Raw genomic sequence first — 17782 nt, forward strand, 5'->3', positions numbered from 1 at the left:
CCGGATTACAGTAACGATTCCAACGAGCTTTTTTACTAAGCAAGGTATGAATATATGAGCCTGGACGATCTTTTCACCGCGCGCGGCACGTCGGCCAATGTGACCAACATCCGCAATCTGAAAGCCATCCAGATTTCCATCGCCTCGCCGGAAGCCATCCGCGAATGGTCCTACGGCGAAGTGAAAAAACCGGAAACCATCAATTACCGCACCTTCAAGCCGGAACGGGACGGCCTGTTCTGCGCCAAGATCTTCGGCCCGGTGAAGGACTACGAGTGCAATTGCGGCAAATACAAACGCATGAAGCACCGGGGCATCGTCTGCGAAAAATGCGGCGTGGAAGTCATCGCCTCCAAGGTGCGGCGCGAGCGCATGGGCCACATTGAGCTGGCCGCGCCCGTGGCCCACATCTGGTTTTTGAAGACCCTGCCCTCCAAGATCGGCACCCTGCTGGACATGACCATGGCCGATCTGGAAAAGGTGCTCTACTTCGATTCCTATATCGTGCTGGACCCCGGCCAGACCAACCTGCAGAAGCGTCAGGTCATTTCCGAGGACCAGTACCTCCAGATTCTGGACCACTACGGCAGCGACGAGGTGCTCACCGTGGGCATGGGCGCGGAAGCCGTGCGCAGCCTGCTGGAGGAACTGGACCTGGAAAAGCTGCGCGTGGAGCTGCGCGAGGAAGGCGAGGCCACCAAGAGCCAGACCAAGAAGAAAAAACTGACCAAGCGCCTGAAGATCGTGGAGGCTTTTCTGGAGTCCCAGAACAAGCCCGAATGGATGATCATGGAAGTCATTCCGGTCATTCCGCCGGAACTGCGCCCTCTGGTGCCCCTGGACGGCGGCCGTTTCGCCACCTCGGACCTCAACGACCTCTACCGCCGGGTGATCAACCGCAACAACCGCCTCAAACGGCTCATGGAGCTGGGCGCGCCGGAAATCATCATCCGCAACGAAAAGCGCATGCTTCAGGAAGCCGTGGACGCGCTCTTCGACAACGGCCGCCGGGGCCGGGCCATTGCCGGCACCAACGGCCGTCCGCTCAAATCCCTGTCGGACATGATCAAGGGCAAGCAGGGCCGCTTCCGCCAGAACCTGCTGGGCAAGCGCGTGGACTACTCGGGCCGTTCGGTCATCACCGTGGGCCCCTACCTCAAGCTGCACCAGTGCGGTCTGCCCAAAAAAATGGCCCTGGAACTGTTCAAGCCCTTCATCTATTCGGAACTGGAAAAACGCGGCCACGCCTCCACCATCAAGAGCGCCAAAAAAATGGTGGAGCGCGAAGAACTGGTGGTCTGGGACATCCTGTCTGAAGTGGTGCGCGAGTATCCCATTCTGCTGAACCGCGCCCCCACCCTGCACCGGCTGGGCATCCAGGCCTTTGAACCCCTGCTGGTGGAAGGCAAGGCCATCCGCCTGCATCCTCTGGTCTGCTCCGCCTACAACGCGGACTTCGACGGCGACCAGATGGCCGTGCACATTCCGCTCTCCGTGGAGGCCCAGATCGAATGCCGCGTGCTGATGATGAGCACCAACAACATTCTGTCCCCGGCCAACGGCGGCCCGGTCATCGTGCCCTCGCAGGACATCGTGCTGGGCCTCTACTACATGACCGTGGAGCGCAGCTTTGAAAAGGGCGAGGGCATGACCTTCTGCGCGCCCTGGGAAGTGGAAACCGCCTACGACGCGGGTCAGGTCTCCCTGCATGCCCGCATCAAGGTGCGCATGAAGGAAGGCGAGGAACTCGTGCAGACCACGCCGGGCCGCGTGCTGGTCAGCGACATTCTGCCGCCGGAGCTTTCTTTCGAGCACGTCAACACGGTGCTGACCAAGAAAGCCATCGCCAAACTGGTGGGCGCGGCCTACCGCACCTGCGGCATCAAATCCACGGTCATCCTCTGCGACCGGCTCAAGGACATGGGCTATGAGTTCGCCACCCGCGCGGGCGTGACCATTGGCGTGAAGGACCTGACCATTCCCGAAAGCAAAAAGAACATCCTGGCCAAATCCCAGGCCGAGGTGGACGACATCGAACGCCAGTACCGGGACGGCATCATCACCCGTACGGAAAAGTACAACAAGGTGGTGGACGTCTGGACCAAGGCCACGCAGGACGTTTCCACGGAAATGATCAAGGAGATCTCCTACGATGTGCTCACGGACCCAAAGACGGGCAAGCAGGAGAAAAACCAGAGCTTCAACCCCATCTTCATGATGTCCAACTCCGGCGCGCGAGGCAACCAGGACCAGATGCGCCAGCTCGCCGGCATGCGCGGCCTGATGGCCAAGCCCTCGGGCGAAATCATTGAAACGCCCATCACTTCTTCTTTCCGTGAAGGGCTTTCGGTTCTGCAGTACTTCACCTCCACGCACGGCGCGCGCAAAGGCCTGGCGGACACGGCCCTGAAGACGGCCAACTCCGGTTACCTGACCCGCCGCCTGGTGGACGTGGTGCAGGACGTGATCGTTTCCGAACACGACTGCGGCACGGTGGACGGCATCGAGTTGACCCATCTCAAGGAAGGCGGCGACATCAAGACTCCGCTGGCCGAACGCATCGTGGGCCGCGTGCTGCTCTATCCCGTGCATGATCCAGACGATCCGGAACAGATCCTGCTGCCCGAGAACACCCTGATCACGGAAACGGAAGCCAAGCTGATCAACGACAAGGGCATCTCCTCGGTCATGGTGCGCTCGCCCCTGACCTGCCAGTCGGAGCGCGGCATCTGCGCCCTCTGCTACGGACGCGATCTGGCGCGCGGCCACCTGGTGAACACCGGCGAAACTGTGGGCATCATCGCGGCGCAGTCCATCGGCGAACCGGGCACCCAGCTGACCATGCGCACCTTCCACATCGGCGGCACGGCCTCGAGCACCATTGAAAAGAACAAGTTCGAGGCGCTCAACGCGGGCCGGGTGATCCTCAGCCGCGTCCGGGCCGTGACCAACCGCGAGGGTTCGCAGCTGGTGCTCGGCAAGAGCGGCCAGCTGACCATCGTGGACCCGCAGGGCCGCGAGCGGGAGAAATACATCCTGCCCAACGGCGCGCGCCTGATGGTCCATGACGGCCAGGAAGTGACCAAGGGCACGGTGCTGGCCGAATGGGATCCTTTCAACGAACCCTTCGTGGCCGAGGAAGAAGGCGTGCTCCGCTTCACGGACATTATCGACGGCAAGACCGTGCAGGAAAAGGTGGACGACGTTACCCGTCAGGCCTCCCTGACCATCATGGAGTACCGCACCACCAACTTCCGGCCCTCCATCTCGATCTGCGACGACAACGGCAATGTGAAAAAACGCATCCACGGCGCGGCCTCGGCCATCTACAGTCTGCCTGTGGGTTCCATCATCATGGTCAAGGACGGCGAGAGCATCCAGGCCGGCGACATCATCGCCCGCAAACCTCGTGAAACCTCCAAGACCAAGGATATCGTGGGCGGCCTTCCGCGCGTGGCCGAGCTCTTTGAAGTGCGCAAGCCCAAGGACATGGCCGTGGTTTCCGAAATCGCGGGCACCGTCACCTACGCCGGCGAATCCAAGGGCAAGCGCAAGCTGGTGGTTACGCCGGAAATCGGCGAAGCCAAGGAATACCTGGTGCCCAAGGGCAAGCACATCACTGCGGCGGACGGCGACTTTGTGGAGGCGGGCGATCCCCTCACCGAAGGCTATCCGGAACTGCACGACATCCTGCGCACCCGGGGCGAGAAATACCTGGCCCGCTATCTGGTGGACGAAATTCAGGAAGTCTACCGCTTCCAGGGCGTGGGCATCGACGACAAACACATTGAAGTGATCGTGCGTCAGATGCTGAAAAAGGTGACCATCCTCGACTCCGGCGGCACCAGCTTCCTGGTGGGCGAGCAGGTGGACAAGAGCGAGTTCAAGGCCGAAAACCAGAAAACCATCGCCGAAGGCCGCGTACCGGCCACGGCGGAGCCTCTGGTGCTGGGCATCACCCAGGCCTCGCTGACCACGTCTTCCTTCATCTCGGCGGCTTCCTTCCAGGAAACCACCAAGGTGCTCACCGAAGCCTCGCTCAAAGGCAAGATGGACTACCTGCGCGGCCTCAAGGAGAACGTCATTGTGGGCCGCCTGATCCCCGCCGGTACAGGTTATCGCGAATACGTGAACGGCGATATCGAAGTGCCGGACCAGAAGGAACGCCCGGACAAGTTCCTGGAAGAACTGGAAGAAAATCCCGTGCTGGTGGATCTGAACCAGTAACGTCCCGCATTTGCCGGACAAGCAACGAGCCCCGGAAGGCATGCCTTCCGGGGCTCGTTTGCGTTTTAATATGAACGGCGCGCTGAACCGCAGTTGCTCAGCCCTTGATTTCCACCCGCAGCACATGCCCGTCCTTTTTCAGCAGGTCAAGCAGGTCGGCCAGATCATAGCCGTAGGGCACCTTGATGTGCGCATCCACCACGATGACCTTGCCCTCTTTGTCGGGAACAGCCTTGAATGTGGAAACATACAGCTTGCGCTCGCGTAGGGCCGCGCGCACCGCATCCAGTCCTGTGCAGCCACCGCCGATATGCAGGCAGAGACGCTCCATGCTGGGCGCGCGCAGCCAGGTAAAATGCTTGTGCAAAAAAATCTGGATTACAAAAATCAGCGCCGTGCCCAGCACACCGAGCAGATGCAGGCCCGAGCCCACAGCCATGCCGATGCCCGCCGTGGCCCAGATGCCCGCCGCCGTGGTCAGTCCGCTGATATTCTGCCCCCGCACGAAAATCATGCCCGCGCCCAGAAAACCCACGCCGGTCACGATCTGGGCCGCGATACGCGAGGGGTCCAGCGCCACGCCCTGAAGAGAGAGCATATCCGCGAAGCCGTATTTGGAGACGATCATAAACAGCGCCGAACCCATGGAAACCACCAAGTGAGTGCGGATGCCCGCCTCCTTGCGACGGTTGGCCCGTTCGTAGCCGATAAAGGCCCCGCAGAGCCCGGCCAGAAAAAGACGCCCCAGAAACTCAAATTCCTGTAACAAGCCCAAGTCCATACCATCTCCTCCAGACTTGGCCCCCTACCACAGATGCGCGCGGGACTCAACCGCTTCGGCCTCCCGCTGAATTTCAGCCTTGAAATTCAGCGAAACCAGAAAACCACCTTGACACGCTCCCCTTAATATGAGAATTGTTTTGTATGGATTTAATATTTATTTATCAGAACTGATTAATTGTTCATAAATATGGTTCACCGGCTTTCGCCTGAGGACCTAACCGCCTATAGCGCAAGGAGAACATCATGTCAGCCGTACTGGAACGCGAATACCTGGCCGAGGAAATCTGCGATCTGTACACCCGGCTCACCGGCGGAACGCAGGATGCGGATCTGCGCCTTGCCTGCAAGCTTGCGGAAGAGGAAGGCCCCCAGGACCACTGGCTGCTGACCAACCACCTGGATTATGAATCCCGTCTTTTCCTGTTTGCGGCCGTGGCTTACGCCATGCGCTGCATGAAGCGCGATCCGTACAAGTGCGCCGTATTCGTGCGCAGCGCCGCGGAATCGCTGACCGCCGGGCGGCCCGCGGCATGACGGCCGGGGAATCCCGTCTCAGCCCGGGATTCCCCTCAGCCGCTCCGGCGGCATCGTCTCCGCGTCGAGGCATGCCGGAATTTCACCAGGAATCAAGGACGTGACATGCGTAACATAGTATTCGGATTCGGGGCCTCCCTGCTCTGCCTTTCGCTTTTCGCCGGCGTCGCCCTTTTCTCCGCCACGGCCAGAGGGGAAGAGCGCATTCCCTTCACCTTTCCCCCGCTGCCTACACAAAAAATGCCGCCGGTCTTTTTCACGCATGACAAGCATGTGGAGTACATGGAACGCGCCAATGCTGAATGTACGCTCTGCCACCGGGAAACAGAGGAAGGTCTGTCCGAAACCTTTCTGGATGTCAAAGCGCAGCCTGAAAACAAACAAATTCCTTATCTGCACACAGCCTGTACCCAATGCCACCGAAACGCCGCTGCGGGTCCGCGTCTTGTGGATTGCAGAGTCTGCCACGACAAGGCCGTCGCCGCGCAAATCGGAAAGAGCAAGTAACGGACCCGCGATGCGGCTGCCGCCGCACGCCACTCAGGAGACAGATTCAGATGCTGAACTTCATTACCGGCCCCCTATTCATTTTCTCCCTGTTGGTCTTTGTCGTCGGTCTTCTCGCGCGCGCGGTCCTTTATGTGCGCGGCCTGGACTGGCGTCTGGAGCGCGTGGCCTATACCTGCCATCCGGAACGCTCCATTCCCGGCGCGCTGGTATCCATAGTCAAATGGCTCATACCGGGCGGAACCGCAGGCTGGCGCTCGCAACCGGCGGCCTCGGCGGCCTTCTTCCTGCTGCACCTGGGGGCGGTGCTGGTGCCGCTCTTCCTTCTGGGCCATACGGTGCTGCTTGAAAACTTTACGGGCATCTCTCTGCCCGCGTTGCCCAACGGTCTGGCCGACGTGCTGAGTGTGGCAAGCGTGGCCGGCATTCTGCTGTTGCTCGCGCGCCGGCTTTTCTCGCCCGTGCTGCGCCGGTTGAACAGCGGCGGGGACTGGCTCGTGCTGCTGTTGACCTTTTTACCCTTCTGCACCGGCCTGATGGCCAGACTGGACACCTCGTCCTATCAGACCTGGATTATCCTTCATGTGCTGAGCGGTGAATTATTTCTGATTCTCGCTCCGTTCACCAAACTTTCCCACATTGTTCTCTACTTCATGTCCCGTGCCCAAATCGGCATGGATTTCGCCATCAAGCGAGGCGGCTCGACGCGCGGCGGGGCATATCCCTGGTAGCGAAACGGTGCCGGATACAATTTTCATTTTTCTCCCGCAAGGAGCGCGTCATGTGTGAAGTATTGTGCAGCCCCACGCCCGTTACCACCAAAGAGGGCATTCATGCCCTGCTTCAGGATAAGGGCGGCGCGGTCTATTACCAGCAGATGAAAATAATGCCCGTGGATCAGGCGGCTCTCGCTCTCGACCTTGAACGGACCTGTAAGTCGCGCACCCGCACATGGCTGTCCATCTGCGCGCATTGCGGAATGTGCGCGGACAGCTGCTTTTTTTACAAGACCAACAACAATGATCCCACGCAGATTCCCTCATACAAAATCCAGTCCACCTTGGGCGAAATGGTCCGTCTCAAGGGCAAAGTGGACACCGAATTTATGATCCATGCCATGGACGTGGCTTGGGGGCGCTGCACCTGTTGCAACCGTTGCGCCCTCTATTGTCCGCATGGCATTGATACGGGCGTCATGTTCAGCTATCTGCGCGGCCTTCTTTTCAAGCACGGTTTTGTTCCCTGGGAGATGAAGATCGGCTCGGGCATGCACCGCGTTTACGGCGCGCAGATGGACGTCACGGAAGAAGACTGGCTGGAAACCTGCGAATGGATGGTGGAAGAAAACCAGGACGAGTGGCCGGACCTGGAAATTCCGGTTGAAAAAGAGGGCGCGGACGTCATGTACATTCTCAACGCCCGCGAGGTAAAACATTATCCCGAAGACATCGCGCAGGCCGCCATATTGTTTCACGTCACGGGAACCAGTTGGACCGTACCGCGCGAAGGCTGGGAAAATACCTCGCTGACCATGTTCGCGGGCGACTGGGAAGGCTGCGCCCAGAACATCAGGCGTATTTACGCCGCCGTGGAGCGCCTGAAGCCCAAAGTGGTGGTGGGCACGGAGTGCGGCCACGCCCATCGCGGCACCGTTGTGGAAGGTCCCTACTGGGGCGGTCGCGCCGACGGTGACCCGCCGGTGCCCTTCATGCACTATGTGGAATGGGTGGCCCACTGTCTGCGCACCGGCAAACTGAAAATTGATCCGGCCAAGAAAATCAAAGTGCCCTGTACCTTGCAGGATGCCTGCAACTATGTGCGTAACGACGGACTGGGCAGATATACACGGGAAATCATGAGCTATATCGCTGAAGATTTCCGCGAAATGTCACCCAATACCGACCACAACTTCTGTTGCGGCGGCGGCGGCGGTCTCAACGGCATCGGCCTTTACCGCAAGGAACGCAATATCGGTCTTAAAAACAAACTGGATCAGATCAAGGGCACCGGTGCACAGTTGGTCATCACGCCCTGCCACAATTGCTGGGACGCCATCAGGGACATGATGGAAGTCTATGAGGAACACAACATCAAATGGTCATTCCTCAAACCGCTTCTGGTGGATATGATGCTGATACCGCCGCATATCCGCCATGAAGCGCCGTAGGCCGCCGCCATACCCCTAGCGGCGATGAGAAAGGCGGGCATGCGATTCCCCCCATGTCCTTTTGCGGATCGCATGCCCGCCCCGAGCGGATACGGACAAAACACACGGCAGGCCCGTACAGATCGGGAAAAGTTTCAGGCCGTCGCCCCCCGCACCGTTTCAATCAGCGTTTCCGGGGCGCAGCTTTTGGGCAGTACGGGAATGCCGGTGCCGAAATCCACCGGGCGCGGTCCCACGTCGCTGCAGACAATGGCCGGTAGTTGCCTGCTTTTCGCATCACGGCGCAACCGGCTGTACATGATGGTGCCGGAAAGGCGCGGCAGGTCCACGTCAAAGATAATGCAGTCCGGTCGCAGGCTGTCCACCAGAGCCAGGCCTTCGACGCCGTCGCGGGCCACACTTACCCGGTAGTCATGCAGACGAAGTGTCTGTGACAATCTGGCGAGGTTTTCGGCATCGCTGTCGACCAAGAGAATATGCTTTTGCATGAAGGCCTCCCGTCCGGGAATCCGGCATGCGCCGGGTTGATTGTTCCGCCGGGTTGCGGGTCGCCGCGCGCAACGACGCTCCGCAACTCTGCCGGATGGAATCGAGCGTTACCGAGCGCAAAGAGTTCTGCAGGCCGCAGGCGGCCTTGGCCCAGATATCCAGCGCGGCTTGACCGCCAGGCGCGTCGCTGCTGAGGCCGGGCAGGGTTATGCCCCCTTCCACAGCGGCAATGATGTCCGCCAGGGTAATATCCTTCGGACCGCGCGCCAGCACGTGGCCACCGGCTATGCCGCGAATGCTTTTGACAATGCCGCCCCCCTGCAACAGACGCATTATCTTTTGAACGAATTTTTCTGAAATGCCTGTACAGCCCGCCAGCTCTGACGCGGAAGCGGGAATGTCCGCCGTCTGCTCGGACAGGCAGAGCAAGAGATGCAGGGCATGGCAGGCCATTGTGGAAATGCGCATTTTTCTTCCTCTGGTAAAAGGAGCCGATAAAAGCGGTAAAAAGTTGATGGATCTAATTTAGACTATTTTACTCTTGTTTTTCCCTAACGCATGGTGACGTATCCGTCAAGTCATTCGTTCCGAAGGTGAAAAATATGTGCGCCGTGTCGCTCGGCGACCCTTTGTGGAAAAATTCGCAAAAGTTTTTTGCCGGAAAAAGATACAAAAAGCCCTACAAAAATGTTACCCTTTACTTAAACGAATACAAAACTGGCAGTCTGCTTTTGTAGTTCAGCCAGTTTTTTGGAGGACAGGCCATGAAGCTTTCGGCTAAAACGCGTTATGCGGCACGGATTCTTTTTTATATGGCAAAGCACAATCCGAGCGAACCGGTTTCCTCCAACCTGCTTGCCGCGAAAACCGGCATAAGCTCGCAGTTCATTGAGCAGATTCTGCGTCAGCTCAGACTTGCCGGAATTACCGGCAGCGTGCGCGGCGCCAAGGGGGGGCATACTCTGCTGCGCAAACCGGAGGAACTGACCTTCGGCTGCATCGTCAGGCTGATGGAGGGCGGCATTGAGCTGACCAGTTGCCTAGAAAGTCCGGAAGCCTGTGCCCGCTTCGGCGACTGCGCGGTACGCAATGCCTGGGAAAGCCTGCAGGGTACGCTTGACGGAGCGCTTGAATCCATCACGCTGGATGATATTTTGCGTAACGAAGCACTCTGCCCCGCTCTGTCCCCTCCGGATCCATCCCCGGACGCATCGGAACGCGATCTCCGTATCGCGCCTCCGTCTCCGTGAGGGCTTTTCCGTCAAACCGCTGGATCCCCTTCTCTCCTCCAGGCAGAAAAAATTTTTTGAGGCTTGCTCAAAAAATTTTTTCTGCTCTTTTTTTTGCATAATATAGTTGATTTATTTAAATAAAATTATTTCACTCAAGATTACTATGATTCCTCGGAATCACGCCGAGATCTTTGCATTTTTGTGAATTTCCGTTATCAGAAGTGACTCGGCGCGTACCTTGACTTTCCCATTTTTGTGACCAATTCCCAATAAGACAGGTCACAACAATGAGGCTGGGCGCGTGCGTAATTTGGGGTGAGGTTGAAAGGCAAGCAGGCGTATGCCGGGCTTGTTGCGGCGACACCGGCCCGGGGCCGATGTCCCGGCAAACCCATGATGCAGCGGCATCTTGACTTACGGGAGAAAACGCATGACCACTCTGTTCTACATTTTGGGCTACCTGGCGGTAGTCGGCTTTATTTGCCTGGCCTACTTGAAAATCAAGTCGTACATGGCGGCCAGCCCTCTGCACGTACGCTGGGAACTCTATCCTGTGCCCCATGAAGGCGTCAAAAAAGCCGCGTACGGCGGCAGCTTCATGGAAGAAAAGGAATGGTGGACCAAGCCCCGCCACATTTCGCACTGGGGCGACATCAAGGGCATTCTGGTGGAAGTGCTTTGCCTGCACGCTACCCTAGAACATAATCCGAAGCTCTGGCTGCGCACCTATCCCTTTCATGTGGGCATGTACATGCTCATGGGCGGCACCATCATCGTGATTCTGGCCGTTCTCGCCCAGATGCTCGGCATGGATCCGCAAGGCGGCTTCATGATTTTCGTGAGCAATGTGATCAGCGCCGTGGTGCTGCTGGGCGCGTTCTGCATCGTGGGCGGCGGCATCGCCCTGATCCAGCGCCGCCGCAGCGACGAAGGCCTGAAAAAATACACCACGCCCGAACACTTCCTCAACCTGGGCGCCTTCGTGCTCTTCGGCCTGCTGACGCTGGCGGCCTGGGCCTTCAATCCTTCGTACTTCGAACTGGCCCGCACCTTTATTCACAATCTGTTCACCTTCACCTTCCAGCCCCTGCCCAGCGTTTTCTTCACCCTGAATCTGCTGGTGGGCTTTTTCCTGCTGATCTGGATTCCCGTGACCAACATGGGCCATCTGATCATGAAATATTTCATGTACCACGACATCCGCTGGGGCGATGAACCCACCAACTACAGCGACAAGAACAAGAAAAAGATCGGCGAGATGCTCAAGTACAACGTGACCTGGTCCGCGGACCATATCGCCGGCGACGGCAGCCCCAAGACCTGGGTGGATGTGGCCACCACCAATCCCGCAGCCCCCAAGAAAGAAGACTAGGGAGTTCCGAAATGAAAGATAATCTGCGTTTGAGCGATGTTTCCACTGTCGAAGGACAGATGGTCAGCATTGATCCCAATACTCTTCCCGAGCTCACCCTGGACGTGAAGGCCATGCCCTGGAAGCCGTTCACCGACGAGCAGAAGGAAAATACGGCCTGTATTCTGGACGACGTGTGCGTGCTGAATATTCCCAAGCCCAAAAATCAGCAGGAAGAAGAGGAACTGGTCAACAAGTTCCTCAACGGCATGCGCAAGCTCTTCTCCAAGGAAAATAACTGGACCTTCCTGCCCATGCTGGAAACCAGCATGGACAACTGCGTGCAGTGCAACTCCTGCTCCGCCGCCTGCCATCTCTTTGAAATGTCCGGCGAGAACGAGATGTACCGGCCCAATTTCCGCTCGGAAATCTTCCGCCGCATCTACAAGCAGTATGTGAAAAAAGAGCCCTTCGCCAAATGGCGTTACGGCGACATGGGCCTGAACTGGAAAACCGTCGCCCGCCTCGGCGAACTGGCCTACCGCTGCAACCTCTGCCGCCGTTGCGCCCAGACCTGCCCCATCGGCGTGGACAACGGCCTCATCGCCCGTGAAATCCGCAAGCTGTTCAGCCAGGAGTTGGGCATCTACCCCCGCGAGCTGCACGAAAAGGGCACCATCAACCAGATGAAGGTGGGTTCTTCCACCGGCATGACGCCCGAAGTGGTCAAGGAAAACGTGGAGTTCATCGACGAGGACTACACGGAAATCACCGGCGTGGGCATCCATACCCCCTTTGACGTGCAGGGCGCGGACATCATGCTGCTGCACAATGCCGGCGAAATCATGGCCTGGCCCGAAAACATCGCCGCCTTCTCCCTGATCTTCCAGGAAGCCGGTCTGTCCTGGACCCTGTCCAGCAAGGCTGTGGCCTATGACGGCGTGAACTACGGCGTGTTCTACGACGACGCCCAGACCGCGCGCATCGCCCTGCAGCACATGATGGCCGCCAAGGAACTGGGCGTCAAAAAGATCGTCATCGGCGAATGCGGCCATGCCCACAAGGCCCTGACTGTCATCGCCGACCGCGTGATTCCCTTTGAATACCAGGTGCCGCGCGAATCCTGCTACGTGACCCTGCGGGACATTGTCATGTCCGGCCGCCTCAAGCTCGACCCCGCGCGCAACGATTTCCCGGTGACTCTGCACGACCCGTGCAACGCGGTGCGCCTGATGGGCATCGTGCAGCCGCAACGCGAAATCCTGCACAAGATCGCGCCCCAGTTCCGTGAAATGCCCTGCCACGGCGTGGACAACTACTGCTGCGGCGGCGGTTCCGGCTTCGCCATCATGACCCGCAACAACATCGACGAATGGCGCGGCAACATCTCCGGACGCAAAAAGATGTGGCAGATCGGCGAAGCCTTCAAGGACTGCCTCGGACCCGAGACCAAGAAGTACATCTGCGCCCCCTGCTCCAACTGCAAGGGCCAGATCCGCGAACTGCTGGAGCACAACGACCTGTATTCCAAAAACAGCTTCGCTTATGGCGGCCTGGTGGAACTGATCGTCAACGCCATGACCAACACCAATCCCGGCTTTATCAAGTGGGAAGGCGACGAAGAGTAGTCCGCGCAGTACGCTGACGACGGAGACTCTCAGGGGGGCGCAAGCCCCCCCTTTTTTACGCCCTTTTTTCGCGGCTCCGTACCGTCTTCTTCGTTCCCTCACCCGTCGCCGCTGGTTGTCGCCGGGCTGATTCCTCACGGTCTCTGATGACCCCACACTGCCGCCAGGGCAGGGCATACACATCTAAAAAACCTTTATTTATTGGCTCGATAAACCAGTAACGGGCAAAAAGAGGTAAAGCCGCCTTTGCTCCGCCGGAACGAAGCACAGGCGGATGGCTGGTGCCGGGAGCATCCTGAAAACTGCGCCGGCCGTTGCCGCGCCGGCGGCTTGCTTGAGCCGTTCACGGCGAAGCCGTGTTACGGAACAAAACAGCATCGCTACAGATAGCGACAGTGACTTCCCTGGACACAATTTCGTGTAACTCATTGCTGTCTTCAGCCGTAGCTGGCAGTGCTGTCTTTATCCGTACGGCTCACAAGCTCGCCTACGGCTAAAGCTCCTGCGTCGCAACGGCTGAAGCAAGATTTTTCGGCGCGGGTAAGGAAAATGGCGCTTTTTGCGCGGAAACCGACCGGAAGGCGGCCCAAAGGGCCGTGCCCGTTGGCGAGCGTAGCGAGCTTACGGGCATCGAGAGCCGTGAGCAGCAAAAAGCGCCGGATGACGCCGCCAGCGCCGGCAAGGCTGGCATTGACGGATAATCACAGCAAATAACAGACCGGCAAAACTGAAATTAAATGCGTCGGCCATGGCCGCCAGGGTAGTTTCACTTGCCTTTATTCCTTAAGAGCTATAGTATTTTTTATGCGTAAGTGAGGTAATTCACGGATATTTCTTGGGAAAAGCCCAAACCGTGGAAATATTGACAAGGCGACACATCCAGTATTCTATATAGCCGTTTCTCACGCGCCGACCCCCCTCTCATGGGCAAATACGTGGGCGCTTGTACACGGTGAATGCTGAACGTATATTTTAAACGGTCTGCCGCGTGTGCGCGCCCGGTTCGGCCGGGGCGCTTCGTGAGGCCGGAACGGCAAGTCGAAGCCGGGCCAAGCCGCACAGGCAGCTTTACTATTTTAATGGAGCTAACCATGCGTAACATACTCTATATAAGTCTTCTTTTCCTTCTCCTGGCGGCCTTGCCCGCGCAGGCGGCGGAACGGAATATGGGCGATCACGCGATGACGCCTTCTGACCGGATGGAAGCCGGGCAGATGATGGCCCATGACCAGGTCGCCTACTCCGACCGGGCCTATCTTTCCGGCATGATCGCCCACCACGAAGGGGCGGTGCAGATGTCCGAAGCCCTGCTGGCCGCGCCCAAGAAACAGCAGGATCCGCAAGTGGCCGCCTGGGCCGGGCAGATCATCAAAGCCCAAAAAGGCGAAATCGCGCAGATGAAAGCCTGGCTCAAGGATGTGGGCGGGCTGGATCAACATGCCTATGACGCCATGCGTCATGAGATGCAGAACATGATGCACATGTATACGTCTTCCAATCCCAATGTGCAGTTTGTGCAGCAGATGCTGCCCCACCACGGCATGGCGGTGACGATGACCGTGCCCGTGCTTGTGCATTCGCAGAAAGCGGATCTACTCAAGCTGGGCCAGGAAATCATCGAAGCCCAGGCCGCGGAGATGCACGCCTTCAGAGTCTGGCTTAACGTCCGGGGCGATCACAACATCTAAACGAGAGAGGGTTGTTCCGACGGCAGGGGGCTGCTGTCGGAGCAGGGGCTTACGCAATGGGGGGCACTGCGCCGCACGGCGCAGTGGTTTCTGTGCTTGCGTCCGGTAAACGGCGCGCACCCTCGGCCGGGGCCGGGCGGCTCCGGGCCGCCCTGATGCGAACATTATTGGAGTTGTAATTCAGTATTGAGGTAGAATAACTATGGCACATCTTGAAACAACCGCTGAAATGCTGCGCAACCGCGGCGTCAGCCGCCGGGATTTTCTGAAATTCTGCGCGATCACCAGCGTGGCGCTGGGGCTTGGTCCAGGTTCGGATATGGTCATGGCCCAGGCGCTGTCCACCAAACCGCGTCTCCCCGTGCTCTGGATCAACGGGCTTTCCTGCTCCTGCTGTACGGAATCCTTTTTGCGCACGGCCCATCCCCTTGCTACGGACATCGTTCTTTCCATGATCGCCCTGGACTACCAGGACACCATCATGGCCGCCGCCGGAGAACAGGCCACGGCCGCCTATGACGAAGCGATCAGCAAATACAAGGGACAGTATATTCTGGCCGTGGAAGGCAATACGCCCATGAACGGCCAAGGCATGTACTGCATTGACGGCGGCAAGCCCTTCCTGAACAAGCTCACGCGCGGCGTGGAGAACGCCAGGGCCGTGGTGGCCTGGGGCACCTGCGCCTCCTGGGGCTGCGTACAGGCGGCCAACCCCAATCCCACGGCGGCCACGCCACTGCACAAACTCTTTCCCAACAAACCCCAGCTCAAGGTGCCCGGCTGCCCGGCCATCCCGGAAGTCATGAGCGCCATTCTGGCCTATATCATCACCTATGACCGCCTGCCCGCTCTGGATTCTCAGGGACGGCCGGAAATGTTCTACGGCAAACGCGTGCATGACCAGTGCTACCGCCGGGCTCACTTTGACGCCGGCGAATTTGTGGAATCCTGGGACGACGAAGGCGCCCGCTCGGGCCTCTGCCTGTATAAAATGGGCTGCAAAGGCCCCACCACCTACAATGCCTGCCCGTCCACGCGCTGGAACAACGGCGTTTCCTTTCCCATCCAGTCCGGACACGGCTGCATAGGCTGTTCGGAACAGAATTTCTGGGATCAGGGATCCTTCTACGACCGCATCACCACCATTCCGCACTTCGGCACCAACGCCACGGCCGAGACCGTGGGCGTGGCCGCCGTGGCCGGTGTGGCCGCCGGCGTGGCCGTGCACGGCGTGGCCAGCATGGTCCGTCACGCCCGCTGTCCCGAAAAGAAGGCCGACGGCGTTTCCGTCTCTGCCGACACCAACGACTCAAACAGCTAAGGAATCATATCCATGGCCTACGAATATACCACGCAAGGATATACAGTTATTGACGCGGGCCGCCGCGTCGTGGTGGACCCGGTCACCCGTATTGAAGGGCATCTGCGCTGCGAGGTGAATCTGGACGAACAGAACGTCATCACCAACGCGGTGTCTTGCGGCACCATCTTCCGCGGCATCGAGATCATCCTGAAAGGACGCGACCCCCGCGACGCCTGGGCCTTTGTGGAACGCATCTGCGGCGTCTGCACCGGCACCCACGCCCTGGCCTCGGTGCACGCCGTGGAAGACGCCCTGGGCATCGACATCCCGGACAACGCCAACATCATCCGCAATATGATGCAGCTCTGCCTGATGTACCATGACCACCTGGTGCACATGTACCATCTGGCTGGTCTGGACTGGGTGGATGTGGTCTCGGCCTCCAAGGGCGATCCGGAAGCTGCCTCGGCCCTGGCCCAGAAGCTCTCGCCCTGGCCCAATTCCTCGCCCGGCTATTTCAAATCGGTCAAGGACCGGCTGCTCAAGGTCATCGAATCCGGCAACCTCGGCATTTTCACCAACGGCTACTGGGGCCATCCGGCCTACAAACTGCCGCCCGAAGCCAATCTGATGGTCGTGGCCCACTATCTGGAAGCCCTGGACTTCCAGAAGGACGTCATTCACATCCATACCATCTTCGGCGGCAAGAACCCCCATCCCAACTGGCTGGTGGGCGGCGTACCCTGTTCCCTGAACCTGGACGCCTACGGCGCGGCCGACGTCATCAACCAGGAGCGCCTGGAGTACATCCTCCAGGTCATCGAGCGCTGCCGGGTCTTCGCCCAACAGGTGGTGATTCCCGACACCCTGGCCCTGGCGGGTTTCTACAAGGACTGGCTCGGCATCGGCAGCGGCCTGTCCAAACTCTCGGTGCTGGCCTACGGGGCCATTCCGGATATCGCCAACGACTTTTCGGACAAAAGCCTCCTGCTGCCGCGCGGCGCGATTATCAACGGCAACTTTGAGGAAGTCCTGCCCGTCAACCTCACAGACCCGGATGAAATTCAGGAGAGCGTCAACCACTCATGGTATGACTATCCCCAGGGCAAGGTGGGCCTGCATCCCTTTGACGGCGTCACCGACCCCAACTATCAACCCGGTCCCGGCATCAAGGGCACGCCCACAGATCTTAAGCAGGTGGACGAGCAGGCGCGCTATTCCTGGCTGAAAACCCCGCTCTGGCGCGGCAATCAGATGGAAGTGGGCCCGCTGGCCCGCGTGCTGGTGGGCTACGCCAAAAAAGACGACGCCATCAAGGGGATGGTGGATGATTTCTGCGGCCGTCTGGGCGCGCCGGTCACGGTGCTGCAGTCCACGCTGGGCCGCATCGCGGCCCGTTCGCTGGAGCTGGCCTGGGCCGCCGAAAAACTGCGTTACTTCTATGACCGACTGGTGACCAATCTGAAAAACGGCAACACCTCCACGGCCAATACCAAAAACTGGAGCCCGGACACCTGGCCGGAAGGCGAGGTGCGCGGCGTGGGCTTTACCGAAGCCCCGCGCGGCGCTCTGGGACACTGGATAGTGATCAAGAACAGAAAGATCGAACGCTATCAGTGCATTGTGCCCACCACCTGGAACGCAGCCCCGCGCGGTCCCAAGGGCCAGCTGGGCGCGTATGAGGCCGCGCTGATGGGAACCCATATGGACATTCCCGAGCAGCCGCTGGAAATTCTGCGCACCCTGCACAGCTTCGATCCCTGCCTGGCCTGCGCCACCCACATCATCGGGCCCGACGGCTCGGACCTGCTGACCGTGCGCGTGGACCGGGGATTTTAGAACATTTTGCATTTCAAACGCAAAACGCGCCCAA

The 17782-nt window shown here is 59.1% G+C and carries 14 protein-coding genes; 11 read left to right on the top strand and 3 right to left on the bottom strand.

All coding sequences use genetic code 11. The annotated features are described in order from the left end of the window. The first annotated feature begins 54 nt into the window (after positions 1-54). Entirely contained in the window at positions 55-4227 is a 4173-nt protein-coding gene (gene rpoC / locus FYJ44_RS01330; RefSeq protein WP_154508436.1) for a DNA-directed RNA polymerase subunit beta', read from the top strand. Positions 4228-4324: 97 nt separating this feature from the next. Here rpoC and FYJ44_RS01335 read toward each other — a convergent pair whose 3' ends face one another. Next, entirely contained in the window at positions 4325-5008 is a 684-nt protein-coding gene (locus FYJ44_RS01335) for an MgtC/SapB family protein (RefSeq protein WP_154508437.1), read from the bottom strand. A 245-nt stretch (positions 5009-5253) separates the two neighbouring features. Here FYJ44_RS01335 and FYJ44_RS01340 point away from each other — a divergent pair, with 245 nt between their 5' ends. From FYJ44_RS01340 to hmcF, 4 genes are all read left to right on the top strand, one after another. Next, on the top strand, positions 5254-5544 hold the full coding sequence (locus FYJ44_RS01340; RefSeq protein ID WP_154508438.1) for a hypothetical protein: 291 nt from the start codon (positions 5254-5256) through the stop codon (positions 5542-5544). 105 nt (positions 5545-5649) lie between these two features. Next, complete coding sequence (locus FYJ44_RS01345) at positions 5650-6051, top strand: cytochrome c3 family protein (RefSeq protein ID WP_154508439.1); 402 nt, start codon at positions 5650-5652, stop codon at positions 6049-6051. Between the two features lie 50 nt (positions 6052-6101). Continuing rightward, a complete protein-coding gene (gene hmcE / locus FYJ44_RS01350) occupies positions 6102-6782 on the top strand; it encodes a sulfate respiration complex protein HmcE (protein WP_154508440.1) in 681 nt (226 codons plus the stop codon). 50 nt (positions 6783-6832) lie between these two features. Beyond that, complete coding sequence (gene hmcF, locus FYJ44_RS01355; protein WP_154508441.1) at positions 6833-8218, top strand: sulfate respiration complex iron-sulfur protein HmcF; 1386 nt, start codon at positions 6833-6835, stop codon at positions 8216-8218. Between the two features lie 134 nt (positions 8219-8352). Here the strand turns inward: hmcF and FYJ44_RS01360 are convergent, their stop codons facing one another. Then, complete coding sequence (locus FYJ44_RS01360) at positions 8353-8655, bottom strand: response regulator (RefSeq protein ID WP_229772436.1); 303 nt, start codon at positions 8653-8655, stop codon at positions 8353-8355. Then, on the bottom strand, positions 8630-9175 hold the full coding sequence (locus FYJ44_RS01365) for an RrF2 family transcriptional regulator (RefSeq protein ID WP_154508443.1): 546 nt from the start codon (positions 9173-9175) through the stop codon (positions 8630-8632). The genes FYJ44_RS01360 and FYJ44_RS01365 overlap by 26 nt, the downstream gene beginning before the upstream one ends. Before the next feature lie 296 nt (positions 9176-9471). On the opposite strand from FYJ44_RS01365, the gene FYJ44_RS01370 reads away from it, so the two are divergent. The 6 genes from FYJ44_RS01370 (at position 9472) to FYJ44_RS01395 (ending at position 17748) form a co-directional block, all read left to right on the top strand. Further along, the gene (locus FYJ44_RS01370) at positions 9472-9957 is read left to right on the top strand and encodes an RrF2 family transcriptional regulator (RefSeq protein ID WP_154508444.1); all 486 of its coding nucleotides are present in this window, start codon (positions 9472-9474) and stop codon (positions 9955-9957) included. A 412-nt stretch (positions 9958-10369) separates the two neighbouring features. Next, positions 10370-11311: a respiratory nitrate reductase subunit gamma gene (locus FYJ44_RS01375; RefSeq protein WP_154508445.1), complete on the top strand. Its 942-nt coding sequence runs from the start codon at positions 10370-10372 to the stop codon at positions 11309-11311. An 11-nt stretch (positions 11312-11322) separates the two neighbouring features. Then, positions 11323-12918 (top strand): (Fe-S)-binding protein, encoded by a 1596-nt coding sequence (locus FYJ44_RS01380; RefSeq protein WP_154508446.1) that lies wholly within the window; start codon positions 11323-11325, stop codon positions 12916-12918. 1166 nt (positions 12919-14084) lie between these two features. Continuing rightward, on the top strand, positions 14085-14606 hold the full coding sequence (locus FYJ44_RS01385; RefSeq protein WP_229772438.1) for a DUF305 domain-containing protein: 522 nt from the start codon (positions 14085-14087) through the stop codon (positions 14604-14606). 202 nt (positions 14607-14808) lie between these two features. Beyond that, a complete protein-coding gene (locus tag FYJ44_RS01390) occupies positions 14809-15927 on the top strand; it encodes a hydrogenase small subunit (RefSeq protein WP_154508448.1) in 1119 nt (372 codons plus the stop codon). A 12-nt stretch (positions 15928-15939) separates the two neighbouring features. Further along, entirely contained in the window at positions 15940-17748 is a 1809-nt protein-coding gene (locus tag FYJ44_RS01395) for a nickel-dependent hydrogenase large subunit (protein ID WP_154508449.1), read from the top strand. Positions 17749-17782: the final 34 nt, after the last annotated feature.

Source organism: Desulfovibrio porci, from assembly GCF_009696265.1.
Lineage (GTDB): Bacteria > Desulfobacterota > Desulfovibrionia > Desulfovibrionales > Desulfovibrionaceae > Desulfovibrio > Desulfovibrio porci.

Coding starts and splice junctions, on each gene's coding strand:
- FYJ44_RS01375 (WP_154508445.1), top strand. CDS start 10,370: ATGACCACTCTGTTCTACATTTTGGGCTACCTGGCGGTAGTCGGCTTT.
- FYJ44_RS01395 (WP_154508449.1), top strand. CDS start 15,940: ATGGCCTACGAATATACCACGCAAGGATATACAGTTATTGACGCGGGC.
- hmcE (WP_154508440.1), top strand. CDS start 6,102: ATGCTGAACTTCATTACCGGCCCCCTATTCATTTTCTCCCTGTTGGTC.
- FYJ44_RS01335 (WP_154508437.1), bottom strand. CDS start 5,008: ATGGACTTGGGCTTGTTACAGGAATTTGAGTTTCTGGGGCGTCTTTTT.
- hmcF (WP_154508441.1), top strand. CDS start 6,833: ATGTGTGAAGTATTGTGCAGCCCCACGCCCGTTACCACCAAAGAGGGC.
- FYJ44_RS01390 (WP_154508448.1), top strand. CDS start 14,809: ATGGCACATCTTGAAACAACCGCTGAAATGCTGCGCAACCGCGGCGTC.
- FYJ44_RS01365 (WP_154508443.1), bottom strand. CDS start 9,175: ATGCGCATTTCCACAATGGCCTGCCATGCCCTGCATCTCTTGCTCTGC.
- FYJ44_RS01340 (WP_154508438.1), top strand. CDS start 5,254: ATGTCAGCCGTACTGGAACGCGAATACCTGGCCGAGGAAATCTGCGAT.
- rpoC (WP_154508436.1), top strand. CDS start 55: ATGAGCCTGGACGATCTTTTCACCGCGCGCGGCACGTCGGCCAATGTG.
- FYJ44_RS01380 (WP_154508446.1), top strand. CDS start 11,323: ATGAAAGATAATCTGCGTTTGAGCGATGTTTCCACTGTCGAAGGACAG.
- FYJ44_RS01345 (WP_154508439.1), top strand. CDS start 5,650: ATGCGTAACATAGTATTCGGATTCGGGGCCTCCCTGCTCTGCCTTTCG.
- FYJ44_RS01385 (WP_229772438.1), top strand. CDS start 14,085: ATGGGCGATCACGCGATGACGCCTTCTGACCGGATGGAAGCCGGGCAG.
- FYJ44_RS01370 (WP_154508444.1), top strand. CDS start 9,472: ATGAAGCTTTCGGCTAAAACGCGTTATGCGGCACGGATTCTTTTTTAT.